Below are 19,536 nucleotides of genomic sequence, written 5' to 3'. Positions count from 1 at the left end.
GGGTCAGCGCCGCAGAATCGGCGCCGTGGACGAACAATCGCCGCGCTGGCAGATCGGGCAGTTCGCCGAGCTCGTCGGCCTGAGCATTCCTCAGCTACGCCGCTACGACCCGCTACGGCTGCTCGAACCCGACGGCCGTGCGGCGCCGTCAGGTTACCGCTACTACACGCCCGGCCAGACCGGCGCGGCGCGGGCCATCGCGCTGCTCCGATCCATGGACATGCCGATCGCCGACAACCGCCGGGTCCTGGCCGGCGCCGGCGACACCGAACGCCGCGAGCTGTTCCGCGATCATCGCGCGCGGCTGGAAGCCCGTCTCGACGAAGTCCGCCGCCTCCTGGCCGCGGTGGACGCCCTGACCCGCGCGCCAACGGCATGCGGGACTTCGTCGTGGGTGACCCCGACGGGCACCGTTTCACCCTAGGCTGCGGCGACCAGCGGTTACGCGAGGTGGCCGACTACTACGGCCTCACCCCGGAGACCGTCTCCACCGACCCGGCAACCTAGAAATCTCGCAGGGCCAGGGCAGGTCCGATCTGCGTCAGTCGTGTGCTCCCACAATGTGGCGGTTGCGACGACATTTCACGGTTTTCGGCGACCTTGGAGAGTTGCGCCCACATATATGAGCCATAACTCTCCAAGGTCCGCGTCGGGCCGGGAAAACCGGCTGGACAAAGGCCGAATAACAGGAGGAAATACTATCTACCGTGGAGGTGCGTCCCACATTGCGGACCTGTCGCCACGATGTGGACGCCGGTCCTACTGAGTGGACGCATGTCCCACATAATGGGAGTCGTGCCACGTGGGATGCCAGGCGCTCGATCAGCCGCGGATGAGATGGCCAGCGGTAACGGGGCAATGGCTGCGTTACCGCCGGTCAGCCGGTGAAATCGATCGCGGGTCGGCTTCGAGGCCGGCCCGCCGGGTGCTCCGCGGCGGAACAGCGTGCTGGGGCGCCGGCGGCCTCGGCGTGCGTGTTGAAGGCATCCCGCACAGTGGGGGCATGCAGATCGTCGAGGTGAGCGTGGTCGGGGTGCGGTCCGCCGTGCTGCGCCTGACCCGGCGTGAGACCCCGCTGCGGTTCGAGATCTACCCGATGGTGCATGTCGGCGAGCCGGCGTTCTACGCGGCTGTGACCGAGCGGCTGCGGCGCTGCGATCTGATCGTGGCCGAGGGCGTGGGCGGCAACGCCGCGGTGTCCGCGTTGACGGCGGCCTACCGGCTGCCCGCCCACTTCGAGCGCTCCGGACTGGTCGAGCAGAACATCCGCTACGCCTCGCTCGGCAAGCCGGTGCGCTATCCGGACATGACCGGCGAGCAGTTCAGCGCCGGCTGGCGGGCGGTGCCGTTCTGGCAGCGGGCGGCGGCCGCCGTGGCGTCGCCGCTGGTCGGCCTCGAGCAGCTCGCCTTCGGCTCCCGCCGGATGCTGGCGCGTGGCATGGAGCTGACCGACGTGGACTGGTACGACCAGTTCGGCGACGTCGACTCGATGGAGGAGCTGATGTCGCTCATCGGCGAGCGACGGGACCGGCTCCTGATGGCCGATCTGGACCGCATCCACCGCACTCGCCGGCTGGAGGCGATCACCGTCGCGGTGGTGTACGGCGCCCTGCACGTCCCGCCCGTCGTGCACGGCATGCGGGCGCTGCACGGCTACGGGGTGCGCGGTGCCGAATGGCTGACCGTCTTCGGCTTCGACTGATCACCACGGTTCACCGTGGCCCGCACCACCGAACTTTCCAGGTCCTCGGCCCCGTCCACGGTGGCGAACCGGCTCAACGGCTACCGGATCGGGAGCAGTTCGAACACGGGGTGGCGGGGCGCCTCGGCCACGAAGTCCGCCACCGGGGCGTCCTTGTCCGCGTCGAAATACGGCCGGGTGGCACTGGCGACCACCACGTACCGCTTCAGCACCGGCCCGGCCTCATCGGCCGGCACCTCGCGGATCGCGTAGTCGACCCGCGTGCCGCGACGCGTCAGAGTGACCCGGCCGGAGACACGCGCGTTGCGCACCCACGACACCACCCCGTACGGCGACACCAGCCACTGCCGCTGCCCGTCCCGGACGATCGTCGCCGGGTGGGTCAGCGGCCGGCCGCTCTTGCGCCCGGTCGTCGTCAGCAGGTAGGTGTCGGGCACCACGCCGGCGCGCACGAACACGCTCATGACCGCGTCGACCGCGCGGCGCCCGCGACCCCCATGGAACTGCCGGGCCGAGCTTTTCCCGTCCGTCATGCGTACCAGCCTGGTCCGCGACCCGGGAGCCGGTCAATGAAAGGGCGGTGCGGGCATCGCCCGCACCGCCGGTGACAAGGTCAGCCGCGATACCGGAAGACGATCCGGCCGCGGGTCAGGTCGTACGGGCTCAACTCGACGAGCACCCGGTCGAGCGGCACGATCTTGATGTAGTTCTTCCGGATCTTCCCGCTGATGTGGGCCAGCACGATGTGGCCGTTCGGCAGCTCGACCCGGAAGGTGGCGTTGCGCAGACACTCGACGACGGTGCCCTCGAGCTCGATGCCTTTCGCGGTCCGTGGCATGGTCGGCCTCCTAACGCCGGGTCAGTTCGAGGTTGCTGCCGGTGCGCCGGGCGCCGAAGCCCTCGAACAGCGCGGTGGCGGCCACATTGGACTCGGTCACCTCGGCCGAGGCCGTGCTCTTGCCGACGTGGTGCAGCGCGCCGAGCGTGTGCGCCAGCAACGCCCGGCCGATGCCACGCCGGCGATGGCCGGCCCGCACGGCGATCAGCCCGATCCGGGGCAGCCGGGTCACCATCGCGACCCGCAGCAGACCCACATATTCGGCGCCGTCGGCGGCCACGGCATATTTCGACGGGTCCAGCGGGCGCGCGACGACCTCGGCCGGCATGTCCTGCCAGCCCGGTCCGGCCTCGGCACGGATCTCCCGGTCCAGAGCGCGCAGCGGGGCCACCGACGCGGTGCCGAAGCCCTTGATCGCCACCCCGGCCGGCGGCAAAGCCACCCCGGCCGGCGGCAAAGCCACCCCGGCCGGCGGCAAAGCCACCCCGGCCGGCGGCAGCGCCGAGCCGGCCTCGGTGGGCACGGCGTACTCCCACTCGCGGCGCCGGATCGTGAAGCCGGCCCGCTGCCACGCCGCGGTCATCTCGAGGTCGGCCTCGTCGACCACCGTGTGCAGCGGCCGGGGCAGCGCCGCCAGCATGGCCGCGGCCAACTCGTCGAAGGCCGCGTCGTGCCAGGCGTCGATGCTGACGAATATCCGTCCGTCGGGCCGCCGCGACGCCGCGCCGCGGCCGGCCACCAGGTCGTCCTGGAGGGCATGCCACTGGTCGGGTGCCACGTGCGAGATCAGCACGTCGTGGCGGAATTCCACAGGTTTCATGCGTTGGTGCCTTTCGGGATCGCCAATGGTGGGGCGCTCCCGGCGACACCTACGTCAGTGGCCGGTCCGTGACGACGAGGGGAGCACCCACATCGATACAAACGTTCACGGGTCCCACCTCCTCGATCTGTGTCACGGCGCGACGGAACGTACCAGCCGGCTCGTCGGGCCGTCCAACGCTTTTCAGGCGGCCCGCTCGTAGACGTATTCGAGACCGTCCTCGTCGTCCCACTGCTCGCCCACCTTGGTGAAGCCGTACTGCGAGGTCAGGGCGTACGAGGGAAGGTTGTCGGGTCGGATGCTGACGCGCACCGTGCGGACCGTCTCGTCGTCGGCGGCCCGGCGCAGCAGGGCTTCCAGGGCGGCCCGCGCGTAACCCCGCCGGCGATAGGAAGGGTCGACCGCATAGCCGATCTCGACCGTGCCGTCCGCGTCCGGCGGCGCGTGGAATCCGGCCCGGCCCACCGCGGCGTGGGCGTCCTCGTCCCAGATGATGCCGGTCACCCAGGCCGCCGTGGCCGGATCGTCGTCGAACTGGCCGGCCCGCCGCAGCCAGACGCCGCGGCATTCGGGGCCGGCCAGATAGGCGGAGGCCGGCACCGGACTCGCGGCATCGGCCGCTTCGAGGTCACCCGCGGCCAGGGCGCGGAAGGCGGTGCCGTTCAGGTGCACGATGCGTACGCGTGGGAGAGTCACGTCCTCAATCCCACCAGAAGTGCCAGATCTCCGCGTCGACGAGGTCATGGGCGTACCGGATGAGCCGCCCGCTGCCCTGCAGCACGTTGTCCGGGCAGAACGCGAAATGCTCGGCGGCGATCCGCATCGCGTCGGCGTGCCGGGACGGCGCCGCGGCCACGCTGACGTCCAGGTCGGCATAACCCAAGCCGATCACCCGTACGCCGAACCGGTCCTCCCACGACCGCACCACCGCCGCGATCACGCCGGTGTCGTTCTCGTGGTTGCCCGGGCCCTGCCATCCGCACGCGGCCAGGGCGTCACTGCCCCGGGCGGCGGCCACCAGACCGATCCGCTGTTTCGGGTTGATGCGCAGCAACTCGCCGGCGCACCGGGCGGCCAGCCGGTCCGGGTCGGTCGAGACGTCGCCGGGCGCGGCGAGCCCGGGCCAGCGCCGCGTGAAGGGCGTGGTCGCCGCCTCGGTCCGCCGCGCGTACGAGGCCCACCATTGCCGGAGCACCACGTCCGGATCGTGGTCGCCGGGTGCGGACATGGTGGCGGGCCAGAGCTCGCCCTCGTCCCACGGGCGGTGCGTGTCGTTCCACAGGGTGTCCAGCAGCAGCGGATACAGCCCGCTGCCCGGATGCTCGGCCTGCAGCGTGCGCCACACGTCCGGGGTGGCCGGCTCGTCGCTCACCCACAGCGCCGGCTCCTCGTCGTCGCCGTGGTCGCCACGGACCAGCCGCCCCGGCGGCAGGGCGACGGTCAGGCGGGCCAGCAGCCCCGGCAGGTCGTTCGACACCGGAGAAGCATAGATCATCTTGCCTATGCCGAGGTCGCCGAGATTCGCGCCGGGAATGAATGCGATTCATCGAATACATTTCGTAAAGTCGTCCGGGACGCATGCGGATTTCCTTATGGAAATTGTCCTTGGCGGGAGTGCCGGCGGTCGGTTAGCGTGAAGAAAGACGGCGGAACGGAGTTGCCCGTGATGTTGTTTCTGACCCCGCGAATCGATGATGAGACGCAATCATTTCTCGAATGCGACGGCCTCGCCCGGCAGCTCGTGGAAAGCCTCGGATCACCGCTGAACGTGGTCTTTCCGGAGCGCGCCGAGGCGAATGTGCGGGCCTTTCGCGACGTCTACGACGAGCATCGGCTGGGCGGGCGGATCTACTTCGCGCACAAGGCGAACCGATCGTCCGCGCTGCTCCGGGCCCTCGCCGCCACCGAGGCGGGGGTGGACGTGGCCTCGCTCGGCGAGTTGCAGCACGCACTGGGTGCCGGGTTCGGGCCGGACCGGATCATCGCGACCGGCCCGAAGGACGCGAAATTTCGCTGGCTGGCCGAGCGGACCGGCATCACCGTCAATGCCGATTCGATCGAGGAACTCGCCGCGCTGAACAATGGGACCCGCGTCATGGTGCGGCTTTCCGATTTCCCGGCCGATGGCGTGCGGGTGATGAGCCGCCGCAGCCGATTCGGGGTGCCCGTGCAAGCCCTGCCGGACGCCCTCGACGTGGTCGAGAAGAACGGTCTGCACCTGGTCGGATTGTCCTATCACCTGGACACGATCGGGGTGGCTGAGAAGGCGCTGGCGATGGAAAAATGTCTGGCCGCCCTGGACCGGTGCCGCGAGCGGGGGCACGAGCCGCGTTCGCTGGACATCGGCGGCGGCTTCGGCGTCAACTACCTGGCCGACGGTGCGCAGTGGGAGCGCTACACGTCCGAGCTGGCGCGCGGCGTGCTCGGCAAGCGGCCGCCGCTGACCTGGGACGGGCACGGCTACGGGCTGCGCAACGAAGCCGGCACGGTCCGCGGCACGCTCGCGCTCTATCCCGCGTACCGGCCGGTGTCCGGTGCCGGCTACCTCGATCGGCTTCTGGGGACGGTGCCCACGGCGTACGGGAGGGAACTGGGGTCGTTGCTCTTGGACGACATGTACGACCTGGACATCGAGCCGGGGCGGGCGCTGCTCGACCAGTGCGGGCTGGTGCTGGCGTCGGTGGCCGAGGTGCGCAGCGGGGGAGACGGCGACGTCAGCGTGCGGCTCGCCATGAACGCCCGCGACGTCAGCCTGGAGGAACACGGCGTGCTGATGGACCCGGTGCTGATCGGCGGCGAGCCGGACAGCGAGCCGACCGGCGTCTACCTGCTCGGCAACCTGTGCCTGGAAGCCGATCTGATCACCCGCCGCACGGTGTTCCTGCCACGGATGCCGAGGCCGGGCGACGTGCTCGCGTTCGTGAACACGGCCGGCTACTTCATGGACTTCAGCTCGACCCGGGCCCTGTTCCAGCCCGTCGCCCGTACGGTCGCCGCCGTCCCCGGCGGCGGCGGCCGATGGCGCTGGTGCCTCGACGACGAGTACTGGCCCGTCCCTGCGCACGCGGAGGTCGCATGAGATACGACGACATCACCGACGTCATCGGCAACACCCCGCTCATCCGCATCGACCCGGCCGTGCACGGCCTCGCGAACATCGACCTGTACGCGAAGATGGAGATGCTCAACCCGTTCGGCTCGGTGAAGGACCGCGCCGCGTGGGCGATGGCCCGGCCGCTGCTCGCCGGGGCCCGCGAACGCGGCGACACGATGGTGGAGCTGTCCAGCGGCAACACGGCCAAGGCCCTCGCGGTGATCGCCGGACGCCACGGGCTGCCGTTCAAGAGCGTCACCAACCGCATGAAGGTGCCCGAGATCAAGGAGCTCCTGCTGCTGCTCGGCGCCGCCATCGAGGAGCTGCCCGGGCAGGCCGAATGCCTCGACCCGACGGACACCGAGGACCCGCTCACCCGGATGCACCAGCGGCTCGCGTCGACCGGCACCGGCTATGTGCACACCGATCAGTACTTCAACGAGCTCAACATGGAGGCGCACCGGCTCGGCACCGGCCCGGAGATCATCAAGGATCTGGACGGGCGCGCGCCGGACTACTTCGTCGCCTGCGTGGGCACGGCCGGGTCGTCCGGCGGGGTGGCCCGGGCGCTGCGCGAGCACACCCCGGACACCCGCGTCATCGGCCTGGTCGCCGGCAAGAACGACTTCATCCCGGGCATCCGCACGATCGACGAGGTGCACGAGGTCGGGCTGTTCGACCCGGACGTGTACGACTCCCTCGAAACGGTGACGGCGCACGAGGCGATCGAAGGACTGCTTTCCCTCGTACGCCGGAGCGGAATCCTCGCGGGGCCGACCGGCGGCGGGGCCTACTTCGGGGCACTGCGTCATCTCCGTACGGTGGACGCCGGGCTGACCGAACGCCGGACCGCGGTGTTCATCGTCTGCGACCGCGTCGAGAGTTATCTGAGCTACCTGCGTTCGCGCCGCCCCGACCTGTTCGCCCTGCCGGCCCGGCCCGACTCGGTCGACACGGTCACCGCGGCGGAGGCGTTGAGCGCGCCGGCGATCGGCGTGGCCGAGGCTCGCATGTGGACCGGGCTCGTGGTGGATCTGCGCGGGCCGCACGCTTTCCGGGCGTTGCACATCGACGGCTCGGTGAACATCACCGACGACGTGTTCGCCGCGATGCTCGCCGGCGGCCTGCCGTTCAGCAAAAGCCGGCCGGTGCTGCTGGTCTGCCCGCTGGGGGAGCGCTCGGCCCGGTACACGGCGCTGTTGCGGCGCATGGGTCATCCGTCGGTGTTCTCGCTGAGCGGCGGCGTCATCGCGTGGCGCGACGCGGGCGCGGAGCTGGTCCGTGACTGACGACCTGCTCGGGTGGCAGCGCGAACTGCGCGCCCAGTTCCCGATCCTGACCGCCTCCACCATGTCCTATCTGGACAGTGCGGCGACCGCACAGAAGCCACAGGCCGTGCTGGACGCGGTGCTGACCTATCTCACCACCTCGAACGCGAACGCGTCCCGGGGCACCTACACGTGGGCCAACCACACGACGGCGCTCATCGCGGCCACCGCGTCGCAGCTTCGCGCGTTCCTCGACGACCCCGGGGCGTCCGAGTCGGGCGTGCATTTCCTCAGCGGCACCACCGAGGGGCTGCGGTCGATCGCGCGGGACTGGCTGGCACCCACGTTGCGGCCCGGCGACGAGATCGTCGTGCCGTTCGCGGACCACAGCGCGAACATCGTCGCGTGGGAGGAGGTCGCCGCGCGGGCCGGCGCGTCGCTGGTGCCGATGCCGTACGACGCGGCGCACGACTACGACGCCGACCGCCTCGCCGGCCTCGTCGGGCCGCGCACCCGGCTGATCGCGGCCACCCACGTCCACCACGTCTACGGCAACGACATGAACGTGCACCGGCTGCGGCGCGCGGCCGGCCCGGACATCCCGATCTGCCTGGACGCGGCGCAGAGCTTCGGGCATCTGCCGATCTCGGTGACCGCGCTCGACGTCGACTTCGTCGTCTTCTCCGGCCACAAGGCCATGGCCCTGCCCGGCACCGGCGCGGTCTGGGCACGCAACACCCGCGGTCCCCGGTACGCCCCGGGAGGCTGGAGTGGCTCGCCCAACACCGCCGGGATCGTCAGCCTGGCGGCCGCGATGTCCTGGCTGTCCGAGGCGGGGCTGCCGGACATCGCGCGCTGGAACACGGCGCTCGGAGCGCGGCTGACGGACGGGCTTGCGGGCCTCGCGGCGTACGAGGTCCTCGGTTGTCAGGACAGCCTGTCCCCGGGGTCGCCGGTGCAGCGCCGCGCGGGCATCGTGACGTTCCGGCATCGCGGCATCGGCTCGAACGACCTGGGCTTCATCCTCGCGGCGGACGGGTTCATGGTGCGCTCGGACGGCCACTGCCAGGGGTCGGACGGCGAACGCGACCCGTCGGTGCGGGTCAGCCCGCACGTGTACACGACGGTCGACGAGATCGACCGCCTCGTCGCGGCGCTGGCCGCGCTCGCGTGAACCGGCCCCGCCGTAACCTCCGCAGCGGAACTCTGTTAGAAATGGTTGTCGTTTCCATATCCTGAGTTCCGAAGGTCAGCCGCATGCCACCTACCGCCCGCGCCACCCTCGACCCCGCCCGCCTGGCCGGCTGGCGCGCCTCCTGGACCTCGGTGATGGCCGGATTCGTGCCCGGCATGCCACGCCTCGAAGCGGTCATCACCGCCACGGTCGACGCGCTGCGACCCGGCCCGCCCGCCCGCATCATGGACGTCGGCGGCGGGCCCGGCGTCCTCGCCGAACGGTTGTCGGCGCAGTGGCCGGACGCGCACGTCACGCTGGTCGACATCGACCCGGTGCTGCTCGCGCTGGCCCGCGGTGCCCTGCCCGGCTCGGTCGCCGTGATCGACGCCGACCTGACCTCGCCGGGCTGGGCGGCCGGCACGTTCGACCTGATCACGGCGGTGATGACCGTGCACTATCTGGGGCCGCGCGAGATCCGCGCGTTCTACCGGGAGGCCCGGCGGGCACTGGCCCCCGGCGGCGTCCTGGTGGTGGCCGACCTGATGCCCGACGCGGGCCTGCCGTCGGTGATGGACGCCCTGGACCCCGCCGCCGGCGAGGCCGCCGCCGAGCTGGCGTGGGCACAGTGGTGGGGCACGCTCGCCGAGACACCCGCCCTGCACGACCTCCTGACCGCCCGCACCGAGATCTTCCGGCGGCGGCCACCGTCCGGTTTCGTCGCCGAGTCGTCGTGGCACCTCGACGCCGCCCGTGAGGCCGGCTTCGGCGAGACCGGCGTGCTGTGGCGCGAGGGCCGGCACGCCGCGCTCGCGGCCCGTGCGGCCGCTACCGGAGGCGGTCGCTGACCAGGTAGACACGATGCTGGCCGTAGCCGGGCCACTCCGGTCCCGGCTCGCCCTCGTGGATCCGCAGGCTGATCTTCACCGGCGGATCCACCACCCCGGTGAGCAGCGCGTCGATCGCCGACTCCAGGTCGGCGAGGTCGGTGCTCACCTCGTCGTTCGTCGCGCGCAGGCAGACGTGCACGATGATCTCGGCCGGCTCGGCCTGGACGCTCAGGCCGAGGATCTCCGGCCCGATCAGCCCCTGCGACGCCTGCAGCACGGTGAGGGTGGCGGCGTTCGACCAGGCCTGCGCCGGCCCGGTGCCCGACCCCACCCGCACCACGGGGAATCGCTGCATCCCGTCAGGCCGCCGACGTCCGCAGCTTCTTGACGCCCGCCTGCACGATCTGCTTGAGGTCGGCGCCGTCCTCGTCACCCGCGGCCATCTTCGTGAAGATCGTGAGCAGGTCGTCGTGCGCGACCATCGCCGTCCGGAAGCGAAGACCGCCGATGGTCAGCACGTAGCCGATCGACGCGTCGCCGAACGCCGGCAGGGCCCATCGGGTGAACGTCATCGAGATGTTCGGGTCGGACGCGGACGGGCAGCGGTCGAGGATGTCCTCGTACCGCTTGATGGCCGCACCGGCCGCTGCCCGCCCGGTCACCGTGATCGTCTGGGACACGCTCGGGCTGCTTCCGGCAGTGCCCTTGCGGAAACTGACCGAGGCCATCGGCCCGTACTTGGCGGCCTTCGCGGGCGGTTGCGCGGGCGGCGTGGTGGCGCACGGATCACCGGGCTCGGGCGCGCCGCCGTCGACTCCGAAATAGAAGGACTCGAAACGGTATCCGGCCGGCATGTCGTCCTCGGCCACCAGCGTGCGCTGCAACCGCTCCTGCGCGGGCGGCGGCCCGGCGACGGCAACGCCGGACAGGCCGTTCAGAATCGCGGCCGACGCCGCCACCGCCAGACAGGTTCTCGTGATTCGTCGCATGCGCTCACGGTAGGAGGGCAAAAAGGATCATGTAGGAGGAACAGTAGATATGTCCGCCAGCTCCCGCGTACCGTTCCGGACGATCTTCTTGAGCTGAGCGGCGTCCGCGGCCTCGCCGTCGGTCATCGTGAAGTGGGCCAGCACATCGTCGTGCGCGACCACCGCGGTCGTGAAGCTGACCGACGGCCGGTCCGCCGCCTTGCTCTCGATGACCAGCGTGTAGCCGACCGACGCGTCGCCGACCTCGGGAGCCGCCCAGCGGGAGAACGTCGTGCGGTACGCGTCGTCCTCGGTGACCGGGCACCGGTCGAGGATCTCCTCGATCTGCTCGACGGTGTCACCGGCCGCCTCGGCACCGACGGCGGTGAGCGTCTCGGACACGGTCGGGCCGTCGTCACCCTTTTGGAGGGTGACCGAGGCGACCGGTCCGGCGGTGCCCGTCGCCTCGGACGGCTCGGCCCCGACCGGCGCCGCGTCGGTGCACGGGTCGTCGGGCCGGGCAGTGTCCGGTCCGGCGCCGGGGGCGGTGAAATGGGAGATGGCGCTGAATCCCGGGTACTTGGTCGAGTTCAGCGCTCTCAGCAGGTCCCACCACGAAGTCTTGCCGTCGGCCGGTGCGACGGACGCCGAGGGCACCGGTGGTGCGGCGACACTCGGTGACGCCGGGATCGTCACGGCGGTCACGAGCGCAAGGCCGTGAAGGATTCGTCGCATGTGCTCACGGTAGAGGCCACCGGCGTACGGCTCCGGAGAATGGCGAAGTCAGCGAGCCTTTCCCAGTCCGGCGTCGCGCGCCTTGGCCACCGCCGCCGCCCGGCTGCCGACCTGCAGCTTGGCCAGGATCGACGCCACGTTGTTGCGGATCGTCTTCTCGGACAGCACGAACCGCCGGGCGATCTCGTGGTTGGTCTGCCCGCCGGCGACGAGCTCCAGGATCTCGCGTTCCCGGTCGGTCAGCTCGGGGAAGACGGTGCCCGCGTGCTCGGCGTTCGCGCCGGTGAGACAGTCGACGATCCGCTGGGCGACGTTCGTGCCGTAGACCGCGTCGCCGCGCGCCACACTCAGCACGGCGCGGACGATGTCGCCGCTCTCGGCACCCTTGAGGAGATACCCGCGCGCGCCGGCCCGGATCGCCCCGAAGACCGCCTCGTCGTCCTCATGCATGGTCAGGACGAGCACCGCCACCGCCGGATGCCGGGCCTTGATCTCGCGGGTGGCGCTGACGCCGTCGGTGCCGGGCATCGCCAGGTCGGTGATGACGACATCCGGCGTGATCCGGTCGACCATCTCGACGAGTTCCGCGCCCGAGGATGCCTCGCCGAGCAGGTCGATCTCCGGCGCCGCGCCGATGGCCGCGGTCAGCCCGAACCGGAACATCGGGTGGTCGTCGGCGATCAGCACGCGGACGGGAGAGGGCATCGTGATCTCCAGATCTACGAGGACAGCGGCAGGGTGGCGGTGACGGTGGTGCCGCCGTCGCCGGAGTGGACGGCCAGGCCGCCGCCCAGGGCTTCGGCACGCCGGCGCATCGACGAGAGGCCGACCCCCTCGGTGCGGTCCGCGTCGATGCCGCACCCGTCGTCGCTCACCGCGATGTGCAGGGCCTCGTCGGCGTCGATGGTGACCCGCGCCTGCCGGGCGTGGGCGTGCCGTGCCGCGTTGGTGAGCGCCTCGGTGATGATGCGGTAGGCGGTCACCTCGACGTCGGGCGCGAGCACCGGCAGAGTGCCGGCCCGCACGTCCACCGGCAACGCCGCGTCGAGCGTGCCGGCGTGGCGTTGCACCGCCTGGGTCAGGCCCGCGGTGTCCAGCACGGTGGGGCGCAGGCCGTCGATGATGCGGCGGATGTCGCGGACGGCGGTGTCCGTCTCGGCCCGAAGGCGTTGCACCAGGGCGCCGGCGTCGCCGGCCGCGCCGTTGCTCAGCATGCCGGACAAGGCCTGCAGCCCCAGGCTCATGCCGGTCAGCGACGGTCCGAGGCCGTCGTGCAGGTCGCGGCGCAGCCGGTCGCGCTCGTCGCGGGTGGCGGTGACGACCCGGACCCGTTCGGCCTCCAGCGCCTCGGTCAGGTCGGTGGCCGAGATGACGACGGCGAGCTGGGCCGCCAGCGCCGTCAGCAGCCGGAGATCGTCCTGCGAATAGCGTCCCTCGGCCGGCTCGGCCACCCGCAGCTCGCCGATCTCGGCGCCGCCGAACCGCAGCGGCAGGGCCAGGTACCGCTCGGGTTCGGCGCCGGCCCGTGCCAGCACCTTCCGGTCCGGCGCGATGATCACCGCGCCCGTGGCCCGGACGGCGGTGATGACGGTGGCGACCGCGGCCGGGACCGGATCGAGGCGATCGGCGGCGACGCTGTCGCTCAACTCGGCCAGTGCCTGCAGCGGATCGCGGCGGGCACCGTAGACCAGCCGGTCGGCCGCCCGCTGGAGCCGGTCGCGCGCCGGTGCCAGGCCGGCCGCCACGATCGCCGCGGCCACGACGCCGGGCAGCGGCTTGTCGTCGAGAACCGTGCCGAGACCCGCGGTGACCAGGAAATAGACGGTGACCACGAGGACGGTGAGCGTCCCGTAGACCAGACCGCGACGCAGCACCGCCTTGATCCCGAGCAGGTGGTAGCGAAGCACCCCGACCGCCACCCCGATCGGGATGACCAGCATCGGGTCGGTCAGCAGCACGACCAGGGCCAGGCCTTGGATCCGCAGCGACGCGTAGGCGAAACCGGCGAGCACGTAACACACGTAGGACACCACGCCGCAGCCCGCGAACCAGGCCAGCTGCTGCCGGTACGGATAGACCGCCCGCCGCCACCGTACGAAAGTGGCGACCACGATCGTCGCGGTCGCCGCCGCGATCGGGAAGACGAGCAGACGCCGTGCCGGGTCCGCGACGCCGGGCAGCAGAACCGGGATCCCGCACAGCAGCACGATGCCGGCGATCGCCACGCCGACCGGCCAGCTCCACCACCGGGCGGGCAGGCGCCCGTCGGGGTACAGGGCGAGGATGACGGTCGGGACCGCCAGCAACGGGACGAAGCCCAGGGTCAGGGCGAGCTCCAGCTGCCACGACGTGTCGTCCAGGTAGCTGCGCCCGGCCGCGCCGAGCAGCAGGGCACCCGACAACAGCAACCCGCAGGCGAGGAACAACCAGCCCAGCGCGTTGCGGGGGCGCCGGCCGGCCAGGACACCGCCGGATACCGTCCAGCCCAGCGCGGGCAGCGTCGAGATCAGTTGCCGCAGGGCCATCGAGCCGCCGCCGACCCCGTGCGGGGGCGCGTGCAGGAACGCCTGGACGTCCAAGATCGTGCGAGCCCCGAGCGTGGCGACCGAGGCGAGCACGAGCACGCCGATCAGGACACGTCGCCACATGCCCCTATTGTGCGGAAAAGGTGTATTTTTCGCCCGATATTACCGGGCAATCCGCCCGGCCAACTCGGGACACCCGCCTCATGCGCCCGGCCGTCCGGGCGCATCAGGGTGGAGTTCAGACGTGGTCGACCAGCCGGCCCGCCGACCCGGAAGAGGAAGCCATGACCATCACCACCGCATGCGCCCCGGTCCGCCGCCGCCGTCGCGCGCCGTCCCGCGAGGCCGACCTGCGCGGCTTCCTCATCATGGCCACGCACGACCTGAAGTCCCCGCTCACCACCGTCTCGGCACACCTGCAACTGCTCCGCGAGGAGGGTCTGCCGGCCGAGATCGAGCGCGACCTGGACGTGATGGAACGGGCGGTCCGGCGCATGACCCGCCTCATCGAGGACCTGCTCACGCACGCCCGCGCGGATCAGTCAGACCTCAGGACCGAGGCGGTGTCGCTGGACGAACTCGTCGCCGACGTCGCCGGCGAGCGCCTCACCACCGGCGACGGCTCCCGGGTGACGGCGCACGGCCCGCTGCCGCACGTCCAGGCCGATCCGGCGCTGCTGCGCCACGTGCTCGACAACCTGATCGGCAACGCGCTCAAGTACCAGCGGCCCGGCACCCCGGCGCGGGTCGAGGTCTCCGCACAGATCCAGCCCGATTCCTCGGTACGCGTCGAGGTGGCCGACAACGGCATCGGCATCCCCGAGGCGGACCGCCCCAGGGTCTTCGACGCCTTTCACCGCTCCGCCAACAGCCGTGGCTACCAGGGCACCGGCCTGGGCCTGGCGATCTGCCACCGGATCGTCGACCGCCACGCCGGCCGCATCGGCGTGACGGAGAGCGCGGCCGGCGGCACCACCTTCTGGTTCACCCTGCCGGGATCCTGACAGTTCACCGGCACGCCGGCGGGGGACGCTTATGGTCGGTCTTCATCTCGAGGTGGAGGAAGCGTGAGTGGTCTTCGATCCGGGCGTGCCCGGGCGAGCGCCGCACTGATGGCCGGCGGCCTGCTGGCGTTCACCGGCTGCACGTCACCGGACACCGCACCGGCGCCGGCTCCCGCGCCGACCACGGTTTCGGCAACGAGTCGCTCCGCGACGCCCGCCGAGACCGAGGCGTCACCGAAGGCGGCCCGGATCAAGGTGCCCGACGGTGTGGGTCTGGACTATCAATCGGCGCAGGACCTGTGGCGAGCGGCGGGCCTGCACGTGGCCCCGGCAACGGACGCGACGGGCGCGCACCGCATCCCGGTGCTCGACCGGAACTGGGTCGTGGTGGCGCAGAGCCCGAAGGCCGGCGCGACCGTCGACGACGGCTCCTTCGTCACCGCCACCGTCAAGAAGAGCACCGACGACTGACGCCCAGGCGTCGCGTAGGTAGGAGCCGCGGCCGCGGCCACGGGGACAGGCCGCAGCTACCCGGAACCGCCCGATCGTAGGCGTCGATCCGGGCGATGCTGCGTGAGGCCGGTCTGCAGGAGCGCTACTTCGCGAAGAGCCTCTCCGGCACGGACGACATGCTGGCCGCGGTGCACGACGAGGTCGACGCCTATTTCTTCGACTTGCTGATGCGAGACCTGAATCGGTCCGCCCCCCGCGCACCAGCGCCGGACGATCCTGGCGAACTACATCACGGCCATCGAGAAACACCAGACCACTCAACGCCCGCCAGGATCCGCCTGACGCGCAACTAGACGTGTAAGTCCTAAGCCGAGTCAGTGGCCGTAGCCGAGTCAGCGATCTGATCGCCGTCCGTCCGCCAGCGCCCGCCACCCTCTCGCATATCCGATATTTCCTGAGATTTGTCGAATCGGGCTGGGCCGCTGGACAGGCGGGCTCGTCGCGCGGCCGCGCGACGCTTCCATTGCGTGAGACGGGCGACCGCCTGCTGAGACCCACGCCCGCATCATGTAACTGTTCAGCTGGTTCCGTTGGCCGGGAGTCCCCGTGCGAGGCGACGCCGCCAGGTCCGGGCAGGTCCCAGCTCCCCACAGTGGCCGCCCCACCCCCGTGTGGGGAGTCGCGACGCCGGGGAGGTAGTGGTTGCCCACACCGCAGCCACCCCCACCCCCGTGTGGGCAGTCGCGACGCCGGGGAGGTAGTGGTTGCCCACACCGCAGCCACCCCCACCCCCGTGTGGGCAGTCGCGACGCCGGGGAGGTAGTGGTTGCCCACACCGCAGCCACCCCCACCCCGGTGTGGGCGGTCGCGACGCCGGGGAGGTTGCGGTTGCCCACACCGCAGCCACCCCCACCCCCGTGTGGGAAGCCGCCACGACCGGAAGGTCCCAGCTCCCCACAGCGACGGCCCGCGCAGGTCCGCCGCGCAAGGTCAACTCATCGGAGCGTGAGCGGCGCGAGAAACAGCTGAACAGTTCCACATCATGGACCCACCGTCCGCGATGTGGGACCAGCGTCCATTGTAGAGAACGTGTTTGTCATGTTACGAGGCTTTCGCCCGGCAGGTTTTTCCGGCCGAATGTGAACCTTGGAGAGTTATGGCTCGAATGTGGGCGCAACTTTCCAAGGTTCACAAGAATCCACGATGTGGAACTGTTCAGCTGGCGCGCCGCTCACCCTGCGATGCGTTGGCCTTGCGTGGCCGCCCTGAAGGCCGTCGCTGTGGGGAGCTGGGACGTTCCGGCCGTGACGGGTGCCCACACCCGCGGTGGGTTCGCCACGGTGTGGGAACCACAACCTCCCCGTCGTCAGCGACTTCCCACGCGTGGGTAGGGGTGGCCGCGGTGTGGGGAGCCACGGCCTCCCCGGCGTCGTGACTGCCCACACCCGGGTGGGGCCGCGCATTGTGGGGAGCTGGGACCTGCCCGGGCCTGGCGGCGCCGCCTCGCACCGCCCAGCCGCGAACGGATCACCACAGCGCCTCAGCTCCGGCACCACCGCACCACCGGAGCTACACCGTAACCAGATCACTCACCGCCTACCACCACCACGGTTAGGACTCACTCCTGTAGGTTCGCCTCCGGCACTCCCTTGAGGAATGGGCGAAACCTGGGCTGAGTGATCCCATAGGAAGTATCGGCGAACTCGCCGGAGGCCATACCGTCGGACCATGACGAGTATCGATGTCTCGACCGACGACTTCCCCGCACATGAACGGCTGACGGCATGGCAGGACTTCATGTCGGACATGCTCGCGCCCATGGAGCTCCGCAGCGACGATCCATCGGCGTTCGCCGCCTCCGCGCGGGTATGGCCGGTCGGCGCGGCCGCCGTGGCCCGCGTCGCCTCCGCGTCCATGGAGTTGCACCGCACGGCCCGCATGATCCGCCAGAGCGATCCGGAGGTCTACCAGCTCACCCTGGCTCACCGCGGCAGCGGTGGGGTCGAGCAAGGCCGGCGGCAGGCCACGCTGAGCGCGAACGAGCTGGTCATCTGGGATACGTCGCGGCCCCTGCACGGGTGGTCCGTCTCCGGTGAGCGGCCGGCCCTCGGCGCCGTGGTCGTGTTGCCCCGCGCCTCGCTCCCGCTGCCGGCGGGACTGGTGCGACGGCTGGCCGCAACCCGATTGCCGGGCGACACGGTGACCGGCCGCCTGCTGATCCAGTTCGTGACCACACTGACCACGAGCGTCGACGACGTCGCCGACGCGGAAGCGACACGGCTGGGCCGCGTGCTGGCCGACCTGCTCGCCGCGTATATCGCGGGATTGCTGGACGCGCGGCGAGCGCTGCCGCCGGAAACCCGCGAAGCGGCGCTGCTGCTGGCCATCGACGACTTCATCACTCGCCGGCTCCGCGACCCCGCGCTGAGCCCGGCCGGCATTGCGGCCTCGCACCACATCTCGGTGCGCTACCTGCACAAGCTGTACGCCGCACGGGAAGACGGACTGACCGTGTCGGCCACGATCCGGTTGCGCCGGCTGGAGGAGTGTCACCGCGATCTCGCCGACGCGTCCGGTAGTCATCGGCCGGTGCATCAGGTCGCTGCCAGCTGGGGCTTTCGGAGCGAGTCGCACTTCAGCCGGCTGTTCAAGGAAACCTACGGGGTCAGCCCGTCGGCGGTGCGACATTCACGTCCGTGCGCGCAGGGGCAACCCATGGGCACTCATCGTCATGGCCGAACCACACCCCGTAGCGAACGATGAATCTCGGCCGGGATCTCGTACGCGATGAAGGGGTCATCATGAAGCTCAAGCACGGAGGACGAACACTGATCGTCGCCTTGACGGCACTGCTGCTGACGCTCGTGGCGTCGGTGGTGGCCGTCGCGCCGGCGCAGGCCGGGACCTGCGCGACACGCGGGTGCGGAGGCCGCGTGATCAATCGCTCGACCATGAACGTGCGTATTCAAAACTGCTGGTCCGGAGTCGCTCAGATCGTGTTCAAGGACAAGCACGATTGCGTCAAGTACCCCAACAATTGGTACCAGAAGAATGCCGACGCGGAGCTGCCGCCCGGCGGCGACTCGGACTGGACGACAACGTTCTACTACGACGTCGATGGATTCCGCGCTTACAAGGGATGCATAACCCAGTACTACTGGGGCAGCGACTCGGGCAACATCCAGACCGAGCAGCCCGGCGGAACGAGCATGTGGATCAAATTCAGCGACCCGTTGACCGTGACCATCACCTCCATCCGGTGTTGATGATGATCTCGCCGCGGAGGAGAAACGCGATTAGCCGATGGAAAGGTAACGCATGAAGAAGACGCTGAGCGCTGTCGTCGCGGTGCTCGTAGCGCTGGCCCTTGCCGGGGCCACGGCCGGTCCGGCTACTGCGGCATCTCCCGCGGCAGCCGACGACACCTACGAAATCACCTCCGGGCACTACCTCCCTCTCCACAGCTACTGCCTGGACGGCAGCACCTCGAACGGGGTGCGGCTGCGGCCCTGCGACGGGACGACCTTCCAGCAGTGGGTCTACACGTCCAAGCATCAGTTCCAGCTCAACCGCTACAACCGCACGCTGTGCCTGGACGCCAGCGTGTCCAACGGGATCCGCCTGCAACCGTGCAACGACACCAGCACCTTCCAGCAGTGGGGTCTCGACGAGCTCGAGTACGTCCTCGAAAACCGCTACAACCGGTCGATGTGCCTGGACGCCAGCGTTTCCAACGGAGTCCGCCTGCAACCGTGCAACGACACCTCCTTCCAGGAATGGTGGCTCTGGGTCTGACCTGTTTCGACGATCTCGGCGACAGCGTCGAACGGGCGCTGTCGCTCGAGTTCCCGGCCTGGACGGGGCGAGCCCGCTCGCCACGCCCCGGCTCAGGCCGTCGCGCGGAACGGCGCCAGCGTGGCCCGGATCGTCTCGGCGGCGCCCCAGTCGTCGTCGAACTGGGCCAGGACCGCGAGATGCTGCCGCAGTTGGATGATCGGCATGCGGGCGGCGGGTTCGAGCGCCGCCTCGACGCGGGGCTCGGACAGCCAGCGCAGCAGCCGATGCTCGGCGAAGAACGTATTGATTTGCCGGCGGCGACCCAGCCAGTTGTCGCGGTGCCATCCG

22 protein-coding genes and 1 pseudogene are annotated in these 19,536 nt (G+C 70.5%); 12 read left to right on the top strand and 11 right to left on the bottom strand.

Annotation, left to right across the window (positions count from 1 at the left end; translation table 11 throughout):
* Positions 1 to 25 precede the first annotated feature (25 nt).
* Together HH310_RS22705 and HH310_RS22700 are read left to right on the top strand one after the other, a co-directional pair.
* Complete coding sequence (locus HH310_RS22705; RefSeq protein WP_169177632.1) at positions 26 to 424, top strand: MerR family transcriptional regulator; 399 nt, start codon at positions 26 to 28, stop codon at positions 422 to 424.
* 579 nt (positions 425 to 1,003) lie between these two features.
* Complete coding sequence (locus tag HH310_RS22700) at positions 1,004 to 1,702, top strand: hypothetical protein (RefSeq protein ID WP_169177631.1); 699 nt, start codon at positions 1,004 to 1,006, stop codon at positions 1,700 to 1,702.
* Between the two features lie 80 nt (positions 1,703 to 1,782).
* Here HH310_RS22700 and HH310_RS22695 read toward each other — a convergent pair whose 3' ends face one another.
* The 5 genes from HH310_RS22695 to HH310_RS22675 form a co-directional block, all read right to left on the bottom strand.
* Complete coding sequence (locus HH310_RS22695; RefSeq protein ID WP_211192491.1) at positions 1,783 to 2,235, bottom strand: nitroreductase family deazaflavin-dependent oxidoreductase; 453 nt, start codon at positions 2,233 to 2,235, stop codon at positions 1,783 to 1,785.
* A gap of 80 nt (positions 2,236 to 2,315) precedes the next feature.
* On the bottom strand, positions 2,316 to 2,540 hold the full coding sequence (infA, locus tag HH310_RS22690; protein ID WP_169177630.1) for a translation initiation factor IF-1: 225 nt from the start codon (positions 2,538 to 2,540) through the stop codon (positions 2,316 to 2,318).
* Between the two features lie 10 nt (positions 2,541 to 2,550).
* The gene (locus tag HH310_RS22685) at positions 2,551 to 3,360 is read right to left on the bottom strand and encodes a GNAT family N-acetyltransferase (RefSeq protein WP_169177629.1); all 810 of its coding nucleotides are present in this window, start codon (positions 3,358 to 3,360) and stop codon (positions 2,551 to 2,553) included.
* 183 nt (positions 3,361 to 3,543) lie between these two features.
* A complete protein-coding gene (locus HH310_RS22680; protein WP_312034266.1) occupies positions 3,544 to 4,056 on the bottom strand; it encodes a GNAT family N-acetyltransferase in 513 nt (170 codons plus the stop codon).
* 4 nt (positions 4,057 to 4,060) lie between these two features.
* Positions 4,061 to 4,837: a DUF4253 domain-containing protein gene (locus tag HH310_RS22675; protein ID WP_211192490.1), complete on the bottom strand. Its 777-nt coding sequence runs from the start codon at positions 4,835 to 4,837 to the stop codon at positions 4,061 to 4,063.
* 189 nt (positions 4,838 to 5,026) lie between these two features.
* On the opposite strand from HH310_RS22675, the gene HH310_RS22670 reads away from it, so the two are divergent.
* The 4 genes from HH310_RS22670 to HH310_RS22655 all read left to right on the top strand — a co-directional run bounded on the left by HH310_RS22670 (position 5,027) and on the right by HH310_RS22655 (position 9,744).
* Positions 5,027 to 6,439: a Y4yA family PLP-dependent enzyme gene (locus tag HH310_RS22670; protein WP_169177735.1), complete on the top strand. Its 1,413-nt coding sequence runs from the start codon at positions 5,027 to 5,029 to the stop codon at positions 6,437 to 6,439.
* On the top strand, positions 6,436 to 7,743 hold the full coding sequence (locus tag HH310_RS22665; RefSeq protein WP_169177626.1) for a pyridoxal-phosphate dependent enzyme: 1,308 nt from the start codon (positions 6,436 to 6,438) through the stop codon (positions 7,741 to 7,743). The genes HH310_RS22670 and HH310_RS22665 overlap by 4 nt, the downstream gene beginning before the upstream one ends.
* Complete coding sequence (locus HH310_RS22660) at positions 7,736 to 8,896, top strand: aminotransferase class V-fold PLP-dependent enzyme (RefSeq protein WP_312034265.1); 1,161 nt, start codon at positions 7,736 to 7,738, stop codon at positions 8,894 to 8,896. The genes HH310_RS22665 and HH310_RS22660 overlap by 8 nt, the downstream gene beginning before the upstream one ends.
* Before the next feature lie 83 nt (positions 8,897 to 8,979).
* Positions 8,980 to 9,744, top strand: a complete 765-nt coding sequence (locus HH310_RS22655; RefSeq protein WP_169177625.1) for a class I SAM-dependent methyltransferase — start codon at positions 8,980 to 8,982, stop codon at positions 9,742 to 9,744.
* Here HH310_RS22655 and HH310_RS22650 read toward each other — a convergent pair.
* The 5 genes from HH310_RS22650 to HH310_RS22630 are packed head-to-tail and all read right to left on the bottom strand — an operon-like array spanning position 9,725 to position 14,077.
* On the bottom strand, positions 9,725 to 10,081 hold the full coding sequence (locus tag HH310_RS22650) for a hypothetical protein (RefSeq protein WP_169177624.1): 357 nt from the start codon (positions 10,079 to 10,081) through the stop codon (positions 9,725 to 9,727). The two genes, HH310_RS22655 and HH310_RS22650, sit on opposite strands and share 20 nt — an antisense overlap.
* Before the next feature lie 4 nt (positions 10,082 to 10,085).
* A complete protein-coding gene (locus HH310_RS22645) occupies positions 10,086 to 10,715 on the bottom strand; it encodes a hypothetical protein (protein WP_169177623.1) in 630 nt (209 codons plus the stop codon).
* Between the two features lie 27 nt (positions 10,716 to 10,742).
* Positions 10,743 to 11,429 carry a hypothetical protein gene (locus HH310_RS22640; RefSeq protein WP_169177622.1) on the bottom strand — a complete coding sequence of 229 codons (687 nt, stop codon included), beginning with the start codon at positions 11,427 to 11,429 and terminating at the stop codon, positions 10,743 to 10,745.
* 48 nt (positions 11,430 to 11,477) lie between these two features.
* Positions 11,478 to 12,134, bottom strand: a complete 657-nt coding sequence (locus tag HH310_RS22635) for a response regulator transcription factor (RefSeq protein WP_169177621.1) — start codon at positions 12,132 to 12,134, stop codon at positions 11,478 to 11,480.
* A gap of 14 nt (positions 12,135 to 12,148) precedes the next feature.
* Complete coding sequence (locus HH310_RS22630) at positions 12,149 to 14,077, bottom strand: sensor histidine kinase (RefSeq protein ID WP_169177620.1); 1,929 nt, start codon at positions 14,075 to 14,077, stop codon at positions 12,149 to 12,151.
* A gap of 161 nt (positions 14,078 to 14,238) precedes the next feature.
* On the opposite strand from HH310_RS22630, the gene HH310_RS22625 reads away from it, so the two are divergent.
* The 6 genes from HH310_RS22625 to HH310_RS22600 all read left to right on the top strand — a co-directional run bounded on the left by HH310_RS22625 (position 14,239) and on the right by HH310_RS22600 (position 19,206).
* On the top strand, positions 14,239 to 14,958 hold the full coding sequence (locus HH310_RS22625; protein WP_169177619.1) for an ATP-binding protein: 720 nt from the start codon (positions 14,239 to 14,241) through the stop codon (positions 14,956 to 14,958).
* Between the two features lie 63 nt (positions 14,959 to 15,021).
* Positions 15,022 to 15,429 (top strand): PASTA domain-containing protein, encoded by a 408-nt coding sequence (locus tag HH310_RS22620; RefSeq protein ID WP_169177618.1) that lies wholly within the window; start codon positions 15,022 to 15,024, stop codon positions 15,427 to 15,429.
* 95 nt (positions 15,430 to 15,524) lie between these two features.
* Positions 15,525 to 15,764 (top strand): hypothetical protein, encoded by a 240-nt coding sequence (locus HH310_RS22615; RefSeq protein ID WP_169177617.1) that lies wholly within the window; start codon positions 15,525 to 15,527, stop codon positions 15,762 to 15,764.
* Between the two features lie 1,375 nt (positions 15,765 to 17,139).
* A complete protein-coding gene (locus HH310_RS22610; protein ID WP_169177616.1) occupies positions 17,140 to 18,174 on the top strand; it encodes a helix-turn-helix domain-containing protein in 1,035 nt (344 codons plus the stop codon).
* 38 nt (positions 18,175 to 18,212) lie between these two features.
* Positions 18,213 to 18,677, top strand: coding sequence for a hypothetical protein (locus HH310_RS22605; protein ID WP_169177615.1), 465 nt, complete (start codon positions 18,213 to 18,215; stop codon positions 18,675 to 18,677).
* 52 nt (positions 18,678 to 18,729) lie between these two features.
* Positions 18,730 to 19,206 carry an RICIN domain-containing protein gene (locus tag HH310_RS22600; RefSeq protein ID WP_169177614.1) on the top strand — a complete coding sequence of 159 codons (477 nt, stop codon included), beginning with the start codon at positions 18,730 to 18,732 and terminating at the stop codon, positions 19,204 to 19,206.
* A 92-nt stretch (positions 19,207 to 19,298) separates the two neighbouring features.
* Here the strand turns inward: HH310_RS22600 and HH310_RS22595 are convergent.
* Positions 19,299 to 19,536, bottom strand: a pseudogene (locus HH310_RS22595) (fructosamine kinase family protein); the annotation flags it as partial.

The organism is Actinoplanes sp. TBRC 11911, from assembly GCF_012933445.1.
Classification (GTDB): domain Bacteria; phylum Actinomycetota; class Actinomycetes; order Mycobacteriales; family Micromonosporaceae; genus Actinoplanes.
This window is presented reverse-complemented; position numbering and strand designations above follow the sequence as displayed.

What these genes read in the sequence shown, in the direction of transcription:
- HH310_RS22700 (WP_169177631.1), top strand. Translation starts at nt 1,004, where the DNA reads ATGCAGATCGTCGAGGTGAGCGTGGTCGGGGTGCGGTCCGCCGTGCTG.
- HH310_RS22695 (WP_211192491.1), bottom strand. Translation starts at nt 2,235, where the DNA reads ATGACGGACGGGAAAAGCTCGGCCCGGCAGTTCCATGGGGGTCGCGGG.
- infA (WP_169177630.1), bottom strand. Translation starts at nt 2,540, where the DNA reads ATGCCACGGACCGCGAAAGGCATCGAGCTCGAGGGCACCGTCGTCGAG.
- HH310_RS22685 (WP_169177629.1), bottom strand. Translation starts at nt 3,360, where the DNA reads ATGAAACCTGTGGAATTCCGCCACGACGTGCTGATCTCGCACGTGGCA.
- HH310_RS22670 (WP_169177735.1), top strand. Translation starts at nt 5,027, where the DNA reads ATGTTGTTTCTGACCCCGCGAATCGATGATGAGACGCAATCATTTCTC.
- HH310_RS22665 (WP_169177626.1), top strand. Translation starts at nt 6,436, where the DNA reads ATGAGATACGACGACATCACCGACGTCATCGGCAACACCCCGCTCATC.
- HH310_RS22655 (WP_169177625.1), top strand. Translation starts at nt 8,980, where the DNA reads ATGCCACCTACCGCCCGCGCCACCCTCGACCCCGCCCGCCTGGCCGGC.
- HH310_RS22650 (WP_169177624.1), bottom strand. Translation starts at nt 10,081, where the DNA reads ATGCAGCGATTCCCCGTGGTGCGGGTGGGGTCGGGCACCGGGCCGGCG.
- HH310_RS22645 (WP_169177623.1), bottom strand. Translation starts at nt 10,715, where the DNA reads ATGCGACGAATCACGAGAACCTGTCTGGCGGTGGCGGCGTCGGCCGCG.
- HH310_RS22640 (WP_169177622.1), bottom strand. Translation starts at nt 11,429, where the DNA reads ATGCGACGAATCCTTCACGGCCTTGCGCTCGTGACCGCCGTGACGATC.
- HH310_RS22635 (WP_169177621.1), bottom strand. Translation starts at nt 12,134, where the DNA reads ATGCCCTCTCCCGTCCGCGTGCTGATCGCCGACGACCACCCGATGTTC.
- HH310_RS22630 (WP_169177620.1), bottom strand. Translation starts at nt 14,077, where the DNA reads ATGTGGCGACGTGTCCTGATCGGCGTGCTCGTGCTCGCCTCGGTCGCC.
- HH310_RS22625 (WP_169177619.1), top strand. Translation starts at nt 14,239, where the DNA reads ATGACCATCACCACCGCATGCGCCCCGGTCCGCCGCCGCCGTCGCGCG.
- HH310_RS22615 (WP_169177617.1), top strand. Translation starts at nt 15,525, where the DNA reads ATGCTGCGTGAGGCCGGTCTGCAGGAGCGCTACTTCGCGAAGAGCCTC.
- HH310_RS22610 (WP_169177616.1), top strand. Translation starts at nt 17,140, where the DNA reads ATGACGAGTATCGATGTCTCGACCGACGACTTCCCCGCACATGAACGG.
- HH310_RS22605 (WP_169177615.1), top strand. Translation starts at nt 18,213, where the DNA reads ATGAAGCTCAAGCACGGAGGACGAACACTGATCGTCGCCTTGACGGCA.
- HH310_RS22600 (WP_169177614.1), top strand. Translation starts at nt 18,730, where the DNA reads ATGAAGAAGACGCTGAGCGCTGTCGTCGCGGTGCTCGTAGCGCTGGCC.